The sequence below is a fragment of the Terrabacter sp. AAH1 genome, assembly GCF_054456855.1.
Window position 1 is genome coordinate 70339 of sequence record NZ_JBTJJV010000005.1, and the last position, 17532, is coordinate 87870.

14 protein-coding genes are annotated in these 17532 nt (G+C 72.6%); 4 read left to right on the forward strand and 10 right to left on the reverse strand.

The window, feature by feature from the left end:
- Positions 1–11 precede the first annotated feature (11 nt).
- On the forward strand, positions 12–2849 hold the full coding sequence (locus tag ACXR8F_RS10130) for an FAD-binding and (Fe-S)-binding domain-containing protein (protein WP_458800149.1): 2838 nt from the start codon (positions 12–14) through the stop codon (positions 2847–2849).
- A gap of 72 nt (positions 2850–2921) precedes the next feature.
- On the opposite strand, the gene ACXR8F_RS10135 is transcribed toward ACXR8F_RS10130, so the two are convergent.
- Entirely contained in the window at positions 2922–4523 is a 1602-nt protein-coding gene (locus ACXR8F_RS10135) for an Hsp70 family protein (protein ID WP_458800151.1), read from the reverse strand.
- Between the two features lie 150 nt (positions 4524–4673).
- Between ACXR8F_RS10135 and ACXR8F_RS10140 the strand changes: the two genes are divergently transcribed.
- Together ACXR8F_RS10140 and ACXR8F_RS10145 are read left to right on the forward strand one after the other, a co-directional pair.
- Complete coding sequence (locus tag ACXR8F_RS10140; protein ID WP_458800152.1) at positions 4674–5327, forward strand: dihydrofolate reductase family protein; 654 nt, start codon at positions 4674–4676, stop codon at positions 5325–5327.
- Complete coding sequence (locus ACXR8F_RS10145; protein WP_458800153.1) at positions 5324–5866, forward strand: AAA family ATPase; 543 nt, start codon at positions 5324–5326, stop codon at positions 5864–5866. Before ACXR8F_RS10140 ends, ACXR8F_RS10145 begins: the two co-directional genes overlap by 4 nt.
- 69 nt (positions 5867–5935) lie before the next feature.
- Here the strand turns inward: ACXR8F_RS10145 and ACXR8F_RS10150 are convergent, their stop codons facing one another.
- From ACXR8F_RS10150 to ACXR8F_RS10170, 5 genes are all read right to left on the reverse strand, one after another.
- The gene (locus ACXR8F_RS10150; protein ID WP_458800155.1) at positions 5936–7021 is read right to left on the reverse strand and encodes a hypothetical protein; all 1086 of its coding nucleotides are present in this window, start codon (positions 7019–7021) and stop codon (positions 5936–5938) included.
- The gene (locus tag ACXR8F_RS10155) at positions 7014–7523 is read right to left on the reverse strand and encodes an RNA polymerase sigma factor (RefSeq protein ID WP_458800157.1); all 510 of its coding nucleotides are present in this window, start codon (positions 7521–7523) and stop codon (positions 7014–7016) included. The genes ACXR8F_RS10150 and ACXR8F_RS10155 overlap by 8 nt, the downstream gene beginning before the upstream one ends.
- A gap of 144 nt (positions 7524–7667) precedes the next feature.
- Entirely contained in the window at positions 7668–8900 is a 1233-nt protein-coding gene (locus ACXR8F_RS10160; RefSeq protein ID WP_458800158.1) for an MFS transporter, read from the reverse strand.
- A 77-nt stretch (positions 8901–8977) separates the two neighbouring features.
- Positions 8978–10183 carry a peptidoglycan recognition protein family protein gene (locus ACXR8F_RS10165; protein ID WP_458800159.1) on the reverse strand — a complete coding sequence of 402 codons (1206 nt, stop codon included), beginning with the start codon at positions 10181–10183 and terminating at the stop codon, positions 8978–8980.
- 43 nt (positions 10184–10226) lie between these two features.
- Entirely contained in the window at positions 10227–10967 is a 741-nt protein-coding gene (locus ACXR8F_RS10170) for a phosphotransferase (RefSeq protein ID WP_458800160.1), read from the reverse strand.
- Between the two features lie 121 nt (positions 10968–11088).
- On the opposite strand from ACXR8F_RS10170, the gene larC reads away from it, so the two are divergent.
- The gene (larC, locus tag ACXR8F_RS10175; RefSeq protein WP_458800161.1) at positions 11089–12372 is read left to right on the forward strand and encodes a nickel pincer cofactor biosynthesis protein LarC; all 1284 of its coding nucleotides are present in this window, start codon (positions 11089–11091) and stop codon (positions 12370–12372) included.
- A gap of 15 nt (positions 12373–12387) precedes the next feature.
- Here the strand turns inward: larC and larB are convergent, their stop codons facing one another.
- The 4 genes from larB to uidA all read right to left on the reverse strand — a co-directional run bounded on the left by larB (position 12388) and on the right by uidA (position 17339).
- A complete protein-coding gene (larB, locus tag ACXR8F_RS10180; protein ID WP_458800162.1) occupies positions 12388–13068 on the reverse strand; it encodes a nickel pincer cofactor biosynthesis protein LarB in 681 nt (226 codons plus the stop codon).
- Positions 13061–13966: an ATP-dependent sacrificial sulfur transferase LarE gene (gene larE, locus ACXR8F_RS10185; RefSeq protein ID WP_458800163.1), complete on the reverse strand. Its 906-nt coding sequence runs from the start codon at positions 13964–13966 to the stop codon at positions 13061–13063. The genes larB and larE overlap by 8 nt, the downstream gene beginning before the upstream one ends.
- Before the next feature lie 10 nt (positions 13967–13976).
- Complete coding sequence (gene gndA / locus ACXR8F_RS10190) at positions 13977–15407, reverse strand: NADP-dependent phosphogluconate dehydrogenase (RefSeq protein ID WP_045186647.1); 1431 nt, start codon at positions 15405–15407, stop codon at positions 13977–13979.
- Between the two features lie 150 nt (positions 15408–15557).
- Positions 15558–17339, reverse strand: coding sequence for a beta-glucuronidase (gene uidA / locus ACXR8F_RS10195; RefSeq protein ID WP_458800164.1), 1782 nt, complete (start codon positions 17337–17339; stop codon positions 15558–15560).
- Positions 17340–17532 lie beyond the last annotated feature (193 nt).

Genomic DNA, 17532 nt, shown 5'->3' on the forward strand with positions numbered 1-17532 from the left:
ACATGTTACCCATGCCTGAGCTCACCACCGACGTGACCCGCGCGTTGGTCGGCGCCGGACTCGAGGTGCGGGCCGACGCTGGCACCCGCAGCATGTACGCGTCCGACGCCTCGCTCTACCGCATCCTCCCGCTCGCCGTCGTCCGTCCCCGCAGCGTCGACGAGGTCGCCGCGACGCTCGCGGTGGCTCGTGAGACCGGCGTCCCGATCACCGCTCGGGGGGCCGGCACGTCCGTGGCTGGCAACGCGGTGGGACGCGGGATCGTCCTGGACTTCTCGCGCCACCTGAACCGCGTCCTCTCGGTCGACCCAGAGAGTCGCACCGCCGTCGTCGAGCCCGGCACCGTGCACGCGGTGCTGCAGAAGGCGGCTGCACCCCACGGCATACGCTTCGGGCCCGACCCGTCGACCCACCCGCGCTGCACGATCGGCGGGATGATCGGCAACAACGCCTGCGGCTCGCGGTCGCTCGCCTATGGGCGCACCTCCGACAACGTCGCGGGGCTCGAGCTGCTCACCGCCGCAGGCGCGACGCTCGTGACCGGCTACGACGCCGACGGCACGCCGTTCGCGAGAGGCGCCGACGACGTGCTCTCGGGCGTCCGTTCGGTCATGTCGGGCCACCTCTCGACGGCTCGCACCGAGTTCGACCGGTTCGGTCGGCAGGTGTCCGGCTACGCCGCGCACCACCTGCTGCCGGAGCGCTTCGACCTCACCCAGGCGCTCGTCGGGTCCGAGGGCACGCTCGGCGTCATCACGGGCGCGACGGTCAAGCTCGTCGTCGACGCCACGGTCCGCGTCGTCGTCGTGCTCGGGTTCGACGACATCGTCGCCGCCGGCCGGGCGGCCCCGGCCGTCGTCGCGCACGGGCCGACGTCCTGCGAAGGCCTCGACTCGCGCCTCATCGACGTGCTGCGCGCACGCCGAGGCGCCGACGCCATCCCGCCGCTGCCGACCGGGCGCGCCTGGCTCTTCGTCGAGTTCGCCGGTGAGGACGTTGACGAGGTCACAGCGCGAGCGCGGGCGCTCGTGGGTGAGGACCTGGCCGTGGACGCCGAGGTCGTCGTCGAACCGGCCGTGCAGGCCCGTTTGTGGCGGATCCGTGAGGACGGCGCCGGGCTGGCCGGTCGCGCGCCCTCGGGCAAGCCGGCCTGGCCCGGCTGGGAGGACGCCGCCGTGCCGCCCGCGCGTCTGGGGGAGTACCTGCAGGCCTTCGACGACCTCGTGAGCTCCTACGGCATGACGTCGGCGCCGTTCGGGCACTTCGGCGACGGGTGCATGCACGTGCGGCTCGACCTGCCGCTCGACCGGCCCGACGGCACCAGCGTCATGCGCGAGTTCCTCACCGAGTCGGCACGCCTCGTGGGAGGATTCGGCGGCTCCCTCTCCGGCGAGCACGGCGACGGTCGGGCACGGTCCGAGCTGCTGCCGCACATGTACTCCGCCGACGCCATCGCCCTCTTCGGCGGGATCAAGCACGCCTTCGACCCCGACAACCTGCTCAACCCGGGGGTGCTCGTCGACCCCGACCCCGTGGACGCCGACGTGCGACCGGCCGGGCACTTCCCGGTGCGCAACCTCGCGATGGCCTACCCGCACGACGGGGGCGACCTCTCCCAGGCGGTGCACCGCTGCACCGGCGTGGGCAAGTGCCGCGCCGACAACTCGGCCGCCGGTGGCGTCATGTGCCCCTCCTACCTCGCCACCCGCGAGGAGAAGGACTCCACCCGAGGCCGGGCCCGGGTGCTGCAGGAGGTCGTCCGCGGCGAGCTGCCGTGGTCCGACCCGGCGGTGCACGACGCGATGGACCTCTGCCTCTCGTGCAAGGGCTGCGCCTCGGACTGCCCGACCGGCATCGACATGGCGACCTACAAGTCCGAGGTGCTGCACCAGACCTACCGGCGCCGCCTCCGGCCCCGGTCGCACTACACGCTCGGCAGGTTGCCGATGTGGGCCCGTCTGGGCGGGCGCGTGCCCGGGCTGGCCAACCGGGCGCTCACGCTGCCGCTCGTCGGTGCGCTGTCACTGTGGCTCGCCGGCGTCGACAAGCGGCGCTCCATCCCGGCGTTCGCCCGGCGTCCGTTCCGCCGCACCTTCCGACCCGCGACCTCCGACCTGAAACCCGTCGTGCTGTTTGCCGACTCGTTCACCGACGCGTTCTCTCCGGCGGTGGCGGAGGCGACGGTGCGCGTCCTGCGCGACGCCGGCTACGAGCCGCGCCTGCCGAGCGGTTCCGTGTGCTGCGGACTCACGTGGATCACCACCGGGCAGCTCGACTCGGCCAAGAGCATCCTGCGCCGCACGGTCGCGGCGCTCGCCGACGACGCGCGCGCCGGCGTGCCCATCGTCGGCATCGAGCCGTCCTGCACGGCGGTGCTGCGCTCCGACGTGCACGAGCTGCTTCCCGGCGACGAGGATGCCGCGCTGGTCTCGTCGCGGGTGCGCACCCTCGCCGAGCTGCTCGCCGAGACCCCCGGGTGGACCGCACCCGACCTCACCGGCACGACGGTCGTCGCCCAGCCGCACTGCCACCACCACGCCGTGCTCGGCTGGAAGGCCGACGCCGACCTGCTGAGGGCCACCGGTGCGGCCGTCGAGACGCTCGCGGGGTGCTGCGGTCTCGCCGGCAACTTCGGTGTCGAGATCGGCCACTACGACGTGTCGCTCGCGGTCGCGGACCAGAACCTGCTCCCGGCCCTCGACGCGAAGCCCGATGCGGTCGTGCTCGCCGACGGCTTCTCGTGCCGCACGCAGGTCGCGGACCTTCGCGACCGCGACAGCCTCCACCTCGCGCAGCTGCTCGACCCCGCCCGTCGCCCGGGCAGCCAGCGGGCGCGGCAGGAGGCCTGACTCGCCGCCGAGCGACACGGCATACGGCCGCGTGCATGAACTCGACCCCCGCCGAGCCGTCCTGCGCCCGGCTCAGGCCTGGAGCACGTGCTCCTGGCGATAGCCGGTCGTCAGGTCGGTGAGAGACAGCTCGATGATGCCCGCGGAGTCGACGGTGTAGCGCTCCTCGAGCAACGGGCCCGACCCGATGCGCACGATCGGCAGCTCGCGCAGCAGCGCGGCCCGGTCCGCGTCGCCACCCTCGGCCTCGCCCAGCGTCTGCTGGAGCTCCGGGTCGAACGGAAAGACGATCTGGGCCACCGGCGCGAGGTCACCGCGGGGCTCGCCCTGGTCGTCGACGGACGAGTACTCGACGAAGCGGAACCAGCCGATGTTGTGGGCCGCCTGGTAGCGGCGGGTCACCACGACGGGCTGCGCGGACCCGTCGTCGTCCAGCGGGTCGGCGGTGCGGAGCGACCGGTCCAGCACGGGGTCGAAGGACACGGCAGCGCCGCCCTCGCGCTCGCGGAAGACGCCGAAACCCCGCGAGAGCCGGTCACGCAGGGAGAACCCGCCGTCGGGGTCGGCGGCGATGGCCAGGCCGACCGCGGTGGACGCGCTAGGCATGGGGGAGCGGTGCACCCGGCGACCGAACCGGGTCCGGAGCTGCCGGGGGACCAGCGGCAGCCCGCTCGCGCCTCCGACGATGTAGATGCCGGCGACGCCCTGGAGCTCGTCGGGGGGCCCGTCGGACGGCTGCTGCGACTGCAGCGACTGCACGAGCGGTTCCATCGCCTCGGTCGTCTCGGCGACGAGGGGCGTCACGGCCGCGTAGTACTCGTCGACGGGGATCGTGACGGTCGTCGTGTCGGGGCCGTCGCGGTCGGGCACCTCCACCCCGACGCGGCGCGACTGTGGCCCGATGCGCTCCTTCGCCTCGCGGCACTCCTCGAGCAGCGCGGCCCACGACGCCTCGGACAGGTCCGAGCGCGAGCGGCCACCGGCAGCGAGGACGGTGGTGGCGAGCGCCTCGTCGAAGTCGTCGCCGCCGAGCCGGTTGACGCCGAACGAGTCGAGCACCTCGTGGTGGGTGCCTGACAGCCGGAGCAGGGAGGCGTCGAACGTGCCGCCGCCGAGGTCGTAGACGATGACGAGGTCGCGCTTCGAGGTGATCGACCGGGCCTGCCGGTGCGCGAACTCGAAGCTCGCCGCCGACGGCTCGTTGACGAGGCCGGCGACGTCGAACCCGGCGCGTCGGCACGCCTCGAGGGTGAGGAAGCGCTGGGCGCTGCCGGCCTGCGCGGGAACGCCCAGCACGGTGCGCGGAGACTCCGTACCGTCCAGCCGCTCGTCGACGCTCGACGCGTTGCGGAGCGCGTGCAGCACGGCCGAGAAGAGCCCGGTGATCACCTCGAAGAGCGGTACTTCGCGATCGCCGACGCGCATCACCGTTTCGGGAGTGAGCCGAGGCTCGGCGAGCAGCCGCTTGAACGACCGGGAGGACGGCATACCTCGCCGGGCGGCCTCGAGGGCCGCGAAACCGTAGACCAGCGTCCCGTCGTCGTCGGCGACGACGGAGGGGAAGTGGTCACGGGCGTCGCCTTCCTCGTCGAGGAAGCTGACCACCGGGTAGTTGCCGCGATCGCCGTGGGCGACGACCGTGTGCGTGGTGCCGAAGTCCAGGCCGAGATCCATGGCCCAAGGCTAGGCCGGTCACCGGGAGGGCGAAGAGGTGGACCGCAGGGCGAGCCGCGATGCAGGATCGCGGTGGGCTTGCGTGCTCGGCGTTCGCGCGGGACGACGGCCAGCCCGACCGACCCTGCACCCGCCCAAGAAGGAGCGACGATGTCGCGCACCAGAGTCCACAACTTCTCCATCTCGCTGGACGGCTTCGCGACCGGCGAGGGGCTCTCCGCCGAAGCCCCGTTCGGCCACGCCGGCCACCGGCTCCACGAGTGGATGACCGCCACCCGGTTCTGGCACACCCTCGGCGTCGTCGAGCACGGCGAGGGGGTCTTCGGCAGCACCGGCGCCGACAACGCCTTCGCGGAGCGGCACGAGCACGGCATCGGCGCGGAGATCATGGGTGCCGGCAAGTTCGGCCCACCCGGCTGGCAGGACGACCCGGAGTGGCGCGGCTGGTGGGGCGACAACCCGCCTTTCCACACGCCGACGTTCGTGCTGACCCACCGCCCACGCGGGCCGCTGGAGATGGAGGGTGGCACGACCTTCCACTTCCTCGACGCGTCGCCGGCAGAGGCGCTCGACGCGGCCCGTGAGGCAGCCAAGGGCCAGGACGTGCGACTCGGGGGCGGCCCGACCATGCTCCGTGAGTTCCTTGCTGCCGGGCTGGTCGACCACCTGCACGTCGTGCAGGTGCCGATCCTGCTGGGTCGGGGCGTGCGCCTGTGGGACGGGCTGGAAGCCCTCGAGCACGGGTATGCCGTCGAGGCCGTGTCGACGCCGAGCGGCGTCACGCACCTCACCTTCACCCGATGAGCCCTCGACGCCCGACGCTGCACCTCACGGTCGGGCTCCCGAGCACCGGGAAGACCACGGCCGCGCGCCGCCTCGAGGTGCAGCGGGGTGCCTTGCGCCTCACGAAGGACGAGTGGGTGAAAGCCCTCCACGGGCGCGAGAACCCGCCCGCGGCGCAGGACGTCATCGAGGGTCGGCTGGTCGAGGTCGGGCTGCGCGTCCTGCAGCTCGGGGTCGACGTCGTCATCGACTTCGGCCTCTGGAGCCGCGACGAGCGCTCGGCGCTGCGCCAGGCGGCCGCGGACCTCGGGGCGGCCGTCGAGCTGCACTACTTCGAGGCCAGCCCGGAGGAGCAGCGGCGGCGAGCCGACCAGCGCCAGGCCGACGCACCGCACACGACGTGGCCCATGTCCGACGAGGAGCTCGCCGGCTGGGCGGCCCGCTTCGAGACGCCGACACCCGGCGAGCTCGACGACAGCGAGGCCGTGGACGACCCACCGGCAGGGTTCGAGACCTGGGACGCGTGGCGCGAGCACCGCTGGCCGCCCACCGTCTCGTGACGGCGGTCGCCCGGCTCGCCGGCGCCGTGCTGGGATGCCCGGGATCCGCCGTGCCTCCGAGCGAGCGCGTCAGAGCGGCGTGAGCGGGCCGGGTGGCTTGAGCGGGTGGGCCATCGGGGGCAGCTCCTGCCATCTCGGTGGGATGAGGAACCGGTCACGGGGCTGGTGCTCGTAGTAGCCCGCCAACTGCGGCATCGGGGTCTGGCGGATCTGCCAGGTGCGGCCCTGGTCGAGGCTGACGACGAGCTGGTCCTGGTCCGGGGTGACGGTCTGGTAGTAGGCGACCTCGCAGTCGGGCCCGCCCTCGGCCATGGTGGTCGAGTAGGGGTCGGCGGGCAGGTCGGTGCTGGCGAACGAGCCGTCCCGCTGCTGGATGACCAGCCTGGTGCGCGTCCCCGCGCCCGACAGTCCCCACACCCCGCACCCTTGGGCCGTCGGGGTGGCCCAGCGTGTGTCGGGCAGGTCGGGCACCGCGAGCCGTTCGAGGGTGTGGGCGGTGACGTTGAGCGAGCACAGGCCGACCTGGTCGGCGCACTCGATGCTCGACACCCCGTAGTTGTGGGTGACGGCGCGGTTCAGCACGGTGAGCGGAACAGGGGTGCTCATGGTCGCGGACAGCAGGTAGGGGCCCGGGTTCTCGTGGGCCCAGTACCAGAGGCCGTTGCCGACCTCACGGAGCAGTCCGTCCCCCGTACGCGACGGCTGGGAGAGCGTGTCGGTGACGGCTCCCATGGTGACGAGCTGGTGGCCCGACCCGTCCACGACCGCGATCGCCTCCTGTCCGAGGCAGTCGTTGTCGTGCGTCGGCGTCGGGCACCGCTTCCACACCGTGAGCAGGGTCCGGGAGTCGCTGCGGGACTGCAGCTGCTTGACGATCGCCGCGGCCGGGTGGCCGACGATGTCGGCGGCGGTCCAGGTGGGGACCAGCAGCTGGGATGGGGGCTTCGGAGCCGGCACCGAGGGAATCGGCGGGCGGCGCAGCTGGCTCAGGCCGGCGACGGTGAGGGTCAGGGCGAGCACCGCGGCCACGGCAGCGGCCGCGGCGACGAGCGCGCGGCGCCGGCGGGCGCGTCGTTGCCCGGCGATCATGACCTCGAAGGGGAGCTGGTCGACCGACCGCTCGGTCTCGCGGGCGAAGCTGCGAAGGTCAGACATGGTCGGCCTCCTGTCGGTCGCTGAGATGGCCCGCCATCTGAGTGCGGGCCCGGGCCAGGCGGGCCTTGACCGTCCCTTCCGGCACAGCGAGCTCGTGCGCAATCTGGGCGACGCTGAGGTCGGCGATGTAGTGCAGCACCGCCGTGAGCCGCACCTGCGCGCTCAGCTGGCTCAACGCGTACACGACGGCGACGTGGTCCTCCGGGGCGCCGGGGCCGAGCTCGATGCTCAGCTCGGCCCGGAACCTGGGCAGGATGCGCCCGGCCACCCGGGCCCGGCGCCAACGGTTGCGCAGTCGGTTCAGCGCCACGGTACGCAGCCATGCCTCCTTGTTCGACGCGGCGACGAAGTCCGCACGGTGCGTCAGGGCGGTGAGGAACGACTCCTGCACCACGTCCTCCGCCTCGGACCGGTTGCCGCACAGGGCGACCATCTGGGTCACGAGGCGCCGGTAGGACAGGTCGTACACCGCGCGGATCGCGTCGTCGTCGTCTTCGTGCATGAGCGGGCCACCTACCGATTTCCCTGTCGATGCTTCCACTCCTGACGAACCCCCAGAGGGCGTTTCGGTTGCATGCCGTCTGTGGTGCCGGCGGGACGCGTACGCCCGGGCGGCTGGGACGTGCCGACGCGAGGGGACGGACGGCTACGCGGAGGCGCGGACGTGGCGGAACGGCGTGGCGGCCAGGCCGACGGCCACGAGCGCGAAGACGGCGGCCGCAAGCAGCAGTGTGGGCCGGATGCCCCAGCCGTCGGCGAGCACGCCGGCGGCCGGCGCCACGACCATGGCGACGGCCCGGTTGAAGGAACGGAGCGTCGTGTTGGTGCGCGCCTGGAGCGAGTCGGGCGTCATCAGCTGGCGGTAGCTCATCTCGTGGGAGTTGCTCATCCCCATCGCCAGGCCGTAGAGGAACTGGCCCAGGAGCACGGCCGCGAACGCCGTGCCGGCCGCCTGCCCTGCCAGCACCATGGCCACCACGCCCGCGGTCGTGACGACGTGGCAGGCGATGATCGTGCGGCCGGTGCCCAGCCGCCGCCCGACCCACGTCGTCAGCACGGCCCCCGCGACGGCACCGACGCCGCCGGCCGCGCCGACGATGCCGAACTGGAACGCCGTCAGGTCGAGGGTGAGCAGGACGTAGGGGGCCAGCACGACGCCGACGATGGCGTTGCCGACGAACCAGGCGTGGGTGGCCACCGCGATCGCGGCCAGACCCGACGACCGGTAGACCCAGCGCACGCCCTCGACGATCTCGCGCAGGAGCGTGCGGACCGTGACGCCCGTGCGGGGCGGCGGCTCATCGACCCGCATCCGGCGCAGCGTCAGTGCCGAGTACACATAGGTCAGGGAGTCGAGCAGCACCGCAAGCGGGGCACCGACCGCGTTGACCAGCAGGCCGCCCAGAGCGGGCCCCGCGGTCGAGGCCGCGGCATCGGTCCCGTCGATGCGCGCGTGCGCCGGCTGCAGGTGCCTGGTCTCGAGCAGCCTTGGCAGAAACGACATCTCGGCCGCCCCGTTGATGACCGCCGCGGTGCCGGAGAGCGCGACGACGGCCAGCAGAGCGGGCAGGGAGAGCGCCTCGAACCACCAGAGCAGGGGAATCGTGAGGAGGAGGAACGCCTGCGCGAGGTCGGTGCCCACCATGAGTGGCAGCCGGCGCCTGCCGTCGACGATCGCTCCCACGAGCAGCCCGAGGACGAGATAGGGCAGCCAGCGCGCGGCGTTGAGCCACCCGACCTCCGTCGCCGTCCCGTGCAGGTCGAGGACGACCAGCGCCTGCAGCGCGAAGAGGGTCACGTACGAGCCGAGGCCGGAGACCGCGCTCGCCCTCCAGAAGCGCACGAACGCCGCGGAGGGCCACGCGTCACTGCCGGTCACGGACGCGAGTCTCCCATGCTCGGTGGAGCGCACGGCATACGGCGGGGGGTGGGTGAATCCGCCGCCACCGCCGTGGGTCAGGGCGTGTAGTAGCCCATGAGGTCGGCGACGACGTGGGTCGAGCCGGCGGCGTTGTAGACGTTGACGAGGCTGCCCGTCGTCGTGCTCGTGGTCACCGCATTGGTGACGCTGCGGCCGGCGAGCGTCGAGAGCGACGAGGTGCCTGGCTGGCTCTGGCCGGAGCGGTAGAGCGAGAGCCAGCCGTTGGCCGTCGAGGCTCCACCGGCGGACAGGGACGCGCCCCACACGGGATAGGTGGTGTCGGGGATGCCGAAGGTCGTGGCCCGGCCCGCCTCCAGTGCCCCACCTGCCACTCCCCACCCGAGGCGGGTGTCGACGAGCCGCCGCGGCGCGACGGCGACGAACTTGAGTCCGCGACCGTCGGCGTAGAAGCCCAGGGCGTCGACGACGACGTCGGCCTGCCCCTGGGCCACCCAGAGGGTCACGCGGCCCGACTGGTCCGCCGGGATGGTGATGAGGTTCGCGACGGGCGTGCCCGCAGAGACGCTGAGGGTCGGGACAGCCGGTCGTGCCGTGCGGTCAGGTAGGCGGTCAGCGTCGTCGTGGCCGTCGCGTTGAGCGTGGTGACGTGGAAGGTGACCGCGCGCGTGCCGCGTGTAGGCCGCGTAGCCGGCCCCCGTGCCGGTGCGGAAGTAGCCCTCGAGGTCGGCGATGACGTTGATCGAGCCCTTGGCGTTGAAGAGGCGCACCTTGCCGCCGGGCGCGACGCCCACCGTGACCTGGGTGGAGACGTTGCGGCCGGCACCACGTCGACGTTGGACGTGGAGCGGCGGGCCATGTGGGCCGGGTATGCCGTGACGTTCGTCGGCGTCGTCGCGTTCAGCGCCGTGACGTTGAGGGTGACGGCCGTCGCGTTCGAGGGCAGCCCCGGCACGGTGAGCACCAGCGAGGTGTTGGCCGGGAGCGGACGCTGGCTGGTGCCGAGCCCCGTGCGCGTGTCGAGCAGGCGTCGTGCCGTCACCGGCACGTAGACGGACCGGCCCACGACGTACTGGTAGGTGCGCCCCGCTGGTCACCGCGCTCGGCATCGTCACGCTGGTGGAGGTGCCGATGACCGAGACGCCGAAGGTCTCGGCGTTGAAGCCGCCGGCGTGGGCGCCCTGCGTGAAGCCGGTGAGCCCGCCCTTGCGGCCTTCGTAGATGCGCCCGAAGCGGTCGACAAGGAAGTTGTTGCCGATGTCGCACCAGACGTTGCTCTGCAAAGACCATCGACCGGTAAGTCCTGCGTGACGTCGCGCGACAGCCCTACAGCTGCGCCTTCAGCACGTCGATCTCGCACCCCGGCGCTGCCGGGTCGAAGCCGTGCTCGACGAGCCAGCGGATCGCCGTCAGGCTGCGGAGAGACCACCACCCCCGGATCACGTCGCGGTCGGCGTCACCGCCGTAGCCGAGCAGCACGTCGTCGAGGTGCTCCGGGTGGCCGAGGCTCAGGACGGCGAGGTCGTAGAGCGCGTCGCCCCGCCCACCCTCGGACCAGTCGAGGATGCCGGTCACCTCGTCGTCGTCGTCGACGAACACGTGGGCGACCTGGAGGTCACCGTGCACGAAGACCGGGTGCCAGGGACGCAAGGCCGCCTCGGCGACCTCTCGGCTGCGCCTCACGAGCTCGGCCGACAGGACGTCGTGCTCGATGAGCCAGGCGCACTCGGCGTCGAGGTCCGCCGTCTTCTCGTCCACGCTCGCGCTGGACCACGGCGGCGGCGGCGCGTCGTGGACCAGGCGAAGGGCGGCGCCGGCGGCGCTCCACGACGCCGTCGAGGCCGTGGACGGCTGCCCCAGGCGCGCGATCGGGGTACCGGGCAGGGCGGCGAGAGCGAGCACCGGCGGTGTGCGCCAAAGGATCGTCGGTGTGGGAACCGGTGCCATCGTCATCGCCTGGACCTCGCGGTCGGTGCGCGCCTGGTCGGCGTCGACCTTCAGGAAGACGTCCCCGACGCGCAGCGTCGCGCGCTCGCTGTGCGCCACCACGACCTCGATGCCGTCCACGTCGGCCAGTCTCGCGGAACGTCGACGCCCTTCCCCACCCAATTGCGAGGTCAGGTGCGCCTCCGCGCGGCCCGGCAGGTCCCGCGCGGCTCCGGCGCCGGCGCGGCATACGGTGTCGGTCATGGAGCGTGGAGGCGAACCGGGGCTCGCGGCGTGGCTCGACCTGTCGGCGGGTGTCGCGGGAGACATGCTGCTCGCCGCCCTCGTCGACGCGGGCGCCGACCTCGAGGTCGCGCAGTCCGCCGTGGACGCCGTCATCCCGGGCACCGTGCGGCTCGTGGCCCACGAGGTGCAGCGTGCAGGGATGCGCGCGCTCAAGGTGGACGTCGAGCTGCTCGTCGCCGACCAGCACCACCGCTCGTGGTCGACCATCCGTGAAGGTCTCGTGTCGGCCGCCCTCGACGAGTCGACCCGCCGGCGCGCGCTCGCGGTCTTCGGCGCCCTGGCCGAGGCCGAGGCGCGGGTGCACGGGCTGGGCGTGGAGGAGGTGCACTTCCACGAGGTCGGTGCCTGGGACTCGATCGCCGACGTGGTCGGGGTCTGCGCCGCCCTGACCTCCCTTAGCATCTCCAGCGTGACCGCGTCGGCCATCGCCGTCGGGTCAGGCACCGTCAGCGCGGCGCACGGACGCATCCCCGTCCCGGTGCCGGCGGTGCTCGAGCTGGTCGACGGGTGGGAGGTCACGGCGGGCGGCGACGGCGAGCTCGCGACGCCGACCGGGGTCGCCCTGACGACGGCACTTGCCACGACGCAGGGGGCGGTGCCGTCGCTTCGCGTCACCGGCAGGGGTGTCGGTGCCGGCACCAAGGACGTGCCAGGCCGGGCGAACGTCGTCCGGGTCGTCATCGGTCGGGCGGTCGCCGGTCCAATGGATGACGGCGACGTGCCGGCGGAGTCGCGGCGGGGGGACGACCTGGAGCTCGCCGACCTCGTGGTGCTCGAGGCGAACGTCGACGACTTCGACCCGCGCCTGTGGCCCACCGTCATCGACAGCCTGATGAGCGGCGGTGCCGCCGACGCGTGGCTCACGCCCATCCAGATGAAGCGGGGTCGTCCGGCCCACCAGCTGTCTGTCCTCGCGGAGCCCGCACGCGCCCCCGAGCTGCGCGACCTCGTCCTCGCCCTCACGAGCACCATCGGGGTCCGGGAGACGGCGGTCCGGCGATGGGCGCTGCCGCGGGGGTGGGCCGACGTCGAGGTCGACGGCTGTCGGGTCGGCGTCAAGGTCGCCCATCGAGCCGGTCGGGTCGTGACGGCGACGCCGGAGTTCCGGGACGTCCAGGCCGCCGCATCGGTGCTCGGCGTGCCCCTGCGGCACGTCCTGGACCGGGCAGCGGCCGCCGCCATCGAGTCCGGCCTCGTCGCGGGCACGCCTGTGCCCGAAGGACTTCGCGCGCAGGCGTGACGCGGCGGACGGCTTTCAGCGAGCTGCGATCTGCGCTGCCAGGTGGCCGCCGCCGTAGCCGTTGTCGATGTTGACCACGCCCACGCCGGGCGCGCAGGCGTTGAGCATCGTCAGCAGCGGGGCGATCCCGCCGAACGCCGCGCCGTAGCCCACCGACGTCGGAACGGCCACCACGGGCGCCTTGGCCAGGCCGGCGACCACGCTGGCCAGCGCACCGTCCATCCCGGCGACGACCACGAGAGCACCCGCGCGGTCGATGAGCTCGCGCCGGGCGAGGATGCGGTGGATGCCCGCGACGCCGACATCGACGACGAGCTCGACCTGCCGCCCGAGGTACCGGGCCGTCAGGACCGCCTCCTGCGCCACAGGCAGATCGGAGGTGCCGGCACACAGGACGACGACGAGCTCGCCCGTGGCAGAAGGGGGTTCGGCCGGCCACGCGACCAGTCGGGCCACGTCGTCGTGGATGGCGTCGGGCAGCTCGGCCAGGACGGCGGCGGCGTGCTCGCCCGAGGCCCGCGTGAAGAGGGCGGCCCCGCTCGTCTCGCCGGATGCGTGCGCCTCCGCGAGCCGGCGGGCGATGGCGCGCACCTGCTCCGCGGTCTTGCCCTCGCAGTAGACGGCCTCGGGGTACCCGCGTCGCGTCGCGCGGGCAAGGTCGAGCTCGGCGACCCCATCGAGCGACGACTCAGCCACGGGTCACCTCGACGAGCGGCAGGGTGAAGGCGCCGGACTGGATGCCCGCCAGGTCGAGCGCGACGAAACGGAAGCCGGCCGCAGTGACCTCGGAGACGAGCCGGTCGCGTACGCCGGGCGCGACCGCCCGGGCGAGGTCGTCGGCACCCAGCTCGATGCGTGCGACGTCCCCGTGGTGCCGGACCCTGCTGTCGGCGAAACCCATTGCACGCAGGGCGTGTTCGGCTGCCTCGACCTGGGCGAGACGCTCCGGGTCGACCTCGGTGAAGTGCGGGATGCGCGAGGCGAGGCACGGCGCCGCCGGCTTGTCGGCGTTGGGCAGACCGAGCGCGCGCGCCAGCGAACGCACCTCGGCCTTCGTCAGGCCGGCGTCGGCGAGCGGACGGAGCACCCGGTGGTTCGTCGCGGCGCGGGAACCAGGACGGTCGGGCCTGCGGGCGTCGTCGGCGTTCTCGCCGTACGCGACGGCGACGAGCCCGTGGCGCCCGGCCACCTCGTCGGAGATGCGGGTGAAGAGCTCGTCCTTGCAGTGGAAGCAGCGGTCGGGGCCGTTGCGGCGGTAGGCGGGGTTGTCGCCCTCGTGCGTGGCCACCTCGACGATGGCGACGCCGAGGTACGCCGCCACGTCGTGCGCGCCACGTCGTTCGTCGGTCGCCAGGCTCGGGGAGACGCCGAGCACGGCGACGACCCTCTCGAGCCCGAGGGCGCCAACCGCCAGCGCGAGCAGCAGGCTCGAGTCCACGCCGCCCGAGAAGGCGACCCCGACGCGCCCGTCCGAGCCAGGCGGCATACCGGCTCGGAGGGCCGCGGTGACGCCATCGGCCAACGGCGCCAGGTCGTCAGGCAGGGACGGTCGCGCGGCCTCGTCGGTGCCGGTCACGGCTGAAGGGGTCGTCATGACCCCATCCTCACGCCTCGACCTCGCTCCGGTCACCCGACCACAGGGTGTGGAACGCGCCGGGCCGGTCGGTGCGGCCGTAGGTGTGGGCGCCGAAGTTGTCGCGCAGCCCCTGGACGAGGGCGGCGGGGAGGCGCTCGGCGCGCACCGTGTCGTAGTAGCCGAGTGCGCTCGAGAAGCCCGGCACGGGCACCCCGGCGGTGGTGGCGAGGCCGACCACTCGCCGCCAGGCGCCCTGGCGGTCGGCGAGACCCTCGAGGATGCTGGGGGCGACCAGGAGCGTGCGCAGCCCACCGGCGGCGTACTCGTCGCTGATCTGGGCGAGCAGGCGGGCGCGGATGATGCAGCCGCCGCGCCAGATGCGCGCGACGGTCGCGATGTCGACGTCCCAGCCGTACTCCTCGCTGGCCTTGCGGATCTGGTCGAGGCCCTGCGCGTAGGCGACGACCTTGGACGACCACAGCGCGTCGCGGACGTCGTCGATGAGCTGGCGTCGATCGTCAACGGAGAGGGTGCGATCCGGCCCGGCGAGGACGCCGCGGGTGACCTCGCGCACTGCGGCGTCGCCCGACGCCGACCGGGCGAAGACCGACTCGGCGATGGTCGAGACCGGCACGCCCAGCTCCAGCGCGGTCTGCACCGTCCAGCGGCCGGTGCCCTTCTGCTCCGCGGCGTCGGTGATCAGCTCCACCAGTGGGCGACCACTCGTGGCGTCCACCTGCGACAGCACCTCCGCCGTGATCTCGACGAGGAACGAGTCGAGCTCGCCGGTGTTCCACTCGCGGAAGACGTCGGCGATCTCGGCGGCCGAGAGCCCCGCGGCCGAGAGCACGTCGTAGGCCTCCGCGATGAACTGCATGTCGGCGTACTCGATGCCGTTGTGGACCATCTTCACGAAGTGGCCGGCGCCGTCGGGACCCATCCACGCGCAGCACGCCTCGCCGTCGACCTGGGCGGCGATCGACTCGAGGATCGGGCCGAGGGCGGCATACGACTCCTGGGAGCCCCCGGGCATGATCGACGGACCCTCGAGCGCGCCGACCTCACCGCCCGAGATGCCGGTGCCGACGAAGTGGAGCCCCTTCTCGCGCAGGGCCGCCTCGCGCCGGCGGGTGTGCTCGAAGTGGGCGTTGCCGCCGTCGACGACGATGTCGCCCTCGTCGAGCAGGGGCACGAGCTGGTCGATGACGGCGTCGGTGCCGGCGCCGGCCTTGACCATGATGACGATGCGCCGCGGCTGCTCCAGCGAGGCGACGAAGTCCTCGAGCTGCTCCGACGGGACGAAGGTGCCCTCCGAGCCGTGGTCGGCGACGAGCGCGCGGGTGCGTTCGGGGCTGCGGTTGTAGAGGGCGACGCGGTGGTCGTGACGAGCCAGGTTGCGGGCGAGGTTGCTGCCCATGACCGCAAGACCCACGACACCGATGTTGGCGAGAGCTGTCATTCGAGTTTCCTTCTGGGACAGGCGGTCGAGGAGGCATGCCGCCGGGCGGAGGGAGGGGCCGAGCGCGGCCACGTCATCGGCGACGTGACCGCGCTCGGTCGAGGTCCCGGATACCGACGGTACGCGAGTTGGCGCCGGCACCCGAGCCGCTCAGGCGTCCTTGCGCCAGCGACGGCGCAGGGCGAAAGCCGCGGCCTTCGGCTTGCGGTCGCGGGTGAAGGCGCCCTTCTTGTTGCCGTCGACGCGCATGATCCCGGAGGTCGTCGCGAAGTCGGCGAAGTTCCAGACGTGCTCGCCGACGACGGCGTCGCACGCGTCGAACACGCGGTGGTTCATGTCGAGGTAGTCGACCTGGTACTCCTCGCTCCACGGCTGCGGCGTGAGCGAGTGGTTGCCGGCGAGGGTGTCGGCGCCGTACTCGGTGATGACGATCGGCTTTCCCTCGGACGCCCAGCCGTTCAGCTCGTCGGTCCAGGCGATCTCGGCACCGGGCAGGTCGCCGGTGTTGACGTACCAGCCGTAGTAGCGGTTGAGCATGAGCACGTCTGCGAACTGCGAGACGCGGCACTTCCCGTGCGGCGCGAGCATGACGTTGACGAAGCCCACCGGACGCGTCGGGTCGGCCTCTCGGGCCACGTCGAAGAGCGGCCGGAAGTAGTCCTCGGCGCCCTCCGTGTCGGACTCCGGCTCGTTGGCGATCGACCAGAGCACGACGCTCGGGTGGTTCTTGTCGCGGGCGATCAGCTCGCGGATCGCCCGGGCGTGCACCTCGCGGCTCGCGTCGTTGATCGTGTCGGGGGAGAAGGTCGTGTAGCCCTGACCGCCGAAGATGCCTCCGCCGAGGCCCATGTTGAGGCCCACGGCCGCCGTCTCGTCGATGATGACGATGCCGTGGCGGTCGGCGTAGTCGATGACGTCCTCGGAGTAGGGGTAGTGCGAGGTGCGGAACGAGTTGGCGCCGATCCAGTCGAGCAGCTCGAAGTCCTGCACGACGTGGGCGGGGCTGTGTGCCTTGCCGATCGTCGAGTGGTCCTCGTGCATGCCGAAACCCCTGAAGTAGAAGGGATCGCCGTTGATGAGGAACTGCGTGCCGCGCACCTCGACGGTGCGGATGCCGACGCTCTGGTGGTAGCTGTCGAGCACGGCGCCGGCGTCGTCGAGGAGCTGCACCTCGAGGTCGTACAGGTACCCGTGCCCGGGCGCCCAGAGGTGCACGTCCTCGACCGTGAGGGTGCCGGTGGCGCCGGTCGCCGTGGCGACCTCGCGACCGCCCGCGTCGCGGAGCACGACGTGTACGTCGAGCCCGTCGGCGTCGGCCGCCTCGACCGTGTAGCCGACCGACCCGGTGTCAGCCTGGAAGCCGGTGACGACGGTGATGTCCTCGACGCGCGCCTGCGGCGTCGCGCTGAGCCACACCGAGCGGTGGATGCCGGCGAAGTTGAAGAAGTCGTGCCAGTAGATCTGCTTCCGGCCGGCCGGCCCCTCCTCGATGACGCCCGGCGGGATGGACTGGAAGCTCAGGGTGTTGTTGACGAGCGCCGTGACCCGGACGGGCCGGCCCGGCGTGACGAACTCGGTGATGTCGGCCTCGAACGGGGTGTAGCCACCCTCGTGGCTCATCACCTCGTGCTCGTCCACCCACACCGTGGCGCGGTGCGTCGCGGACTCGAAGTGCAGCACGACCCGCTGCCCGGCCCAGCCGCGCGGCACGTGCACGGTGCGCTGGTACCAGATGTCGCCGAAGTAGTCGCGCACCGACGGGTCGGCCGTCAGGTCGTTGAACGAGGCCGGGACGGCCATGTCGCGGGGTGCCGGCAGGTCGGCGCTGAACCAGCGGGCGTCGCGCCCCTCGGAGTCGCCGTCGAGCTGGAAGGACCAGATGCCGTCGAGCCGCTTCGTCTCGCGGGTGTTCGTGTCCTGGGGGCGGAGCATGGGCTGGCCTTTCGATGGGTGGTGCGGGGCTCGTCCCATTGACCCACCGCGCGCCGCGACCACGCGAGCGATTGCCACCAGTTGCCACGCCGCTCCCGCTCTCCTCATCGAGAAAGCAATCCGTCCCCCACATCACGATCGAGAAAGCAGTCCGTCCCTGCCACTGCCCGGAGTCAGCGTCTCCCTCGAACCG

Coding starts and splice junctions, on each gene's coding strand:
- ACXR8F_RS10130 (WP_458800149.1), top strand. CDS start 12: ATGCCTGAGCTCACCACCGACGTGACCCGCGCGTTGGTCGGCGCCGGA.
- ACXR8F_RS10135 (WP_458800151.1), bottom strand. CDS start 4,523: ATGGATCTCGGCCTGGACTTCGGCACCACGCACACGGTCGTCGCCCAC.
- ACXR8F_RS10140 (WP_458800152.1), top strand. CDS start 4,674: ATGTCGCGCACCAGAGTCCACAACTTCTCCATCTCGCTGGACGGCTTC.
- ACXR8F_RS10145 (WP_458800153.1), top strand. CDS start 5,324: ATGAGCCCTCGACGCCCGACGCTGCACCTCACGGTCGGGCTCCCGAGC.
- ACXR8F_RS10150 (WP_458800155.1), bottom strand. CDS start 7,021: ATGTCTGACCTTCGCAGCTTCGCCCGCGAGACCGAGCGGTCGGTCGAC.
- ACXR8F_RS10155 (WP_458800157.1), bottom strand. CDS start 7,523: ATGCACGAAGACGACGACGACGCGATCCGCGCGGTGTACGACCTGTCC.
- larC (WP_458800161.1), top strand. CDS start 11,089: ATGGAGCGTGGAGGCGAACCGGGGCTCGCGGCGTGGCTCGACCTGTCG.
- larE (WP_458800163.1), bottom strand. CDS start 13,966: ATGACGACCCCTTCAGCCGTGACCGGCACCGACGAGGCCGCGCGACCG.
- gndA (WP_045186647.1), bottom strand. CDS start 15,407: ATGACAGCTCTCGCCAACATCGGTGTCGTGGGTCTTGCGGTCATGGGC.
- uidA (WP_458800164.1), bottom strand. CDS start 17,339: ATGCTCCGCCCCCAGGACACGAACACCCGCGAGACGAAGCGGCTCGAC.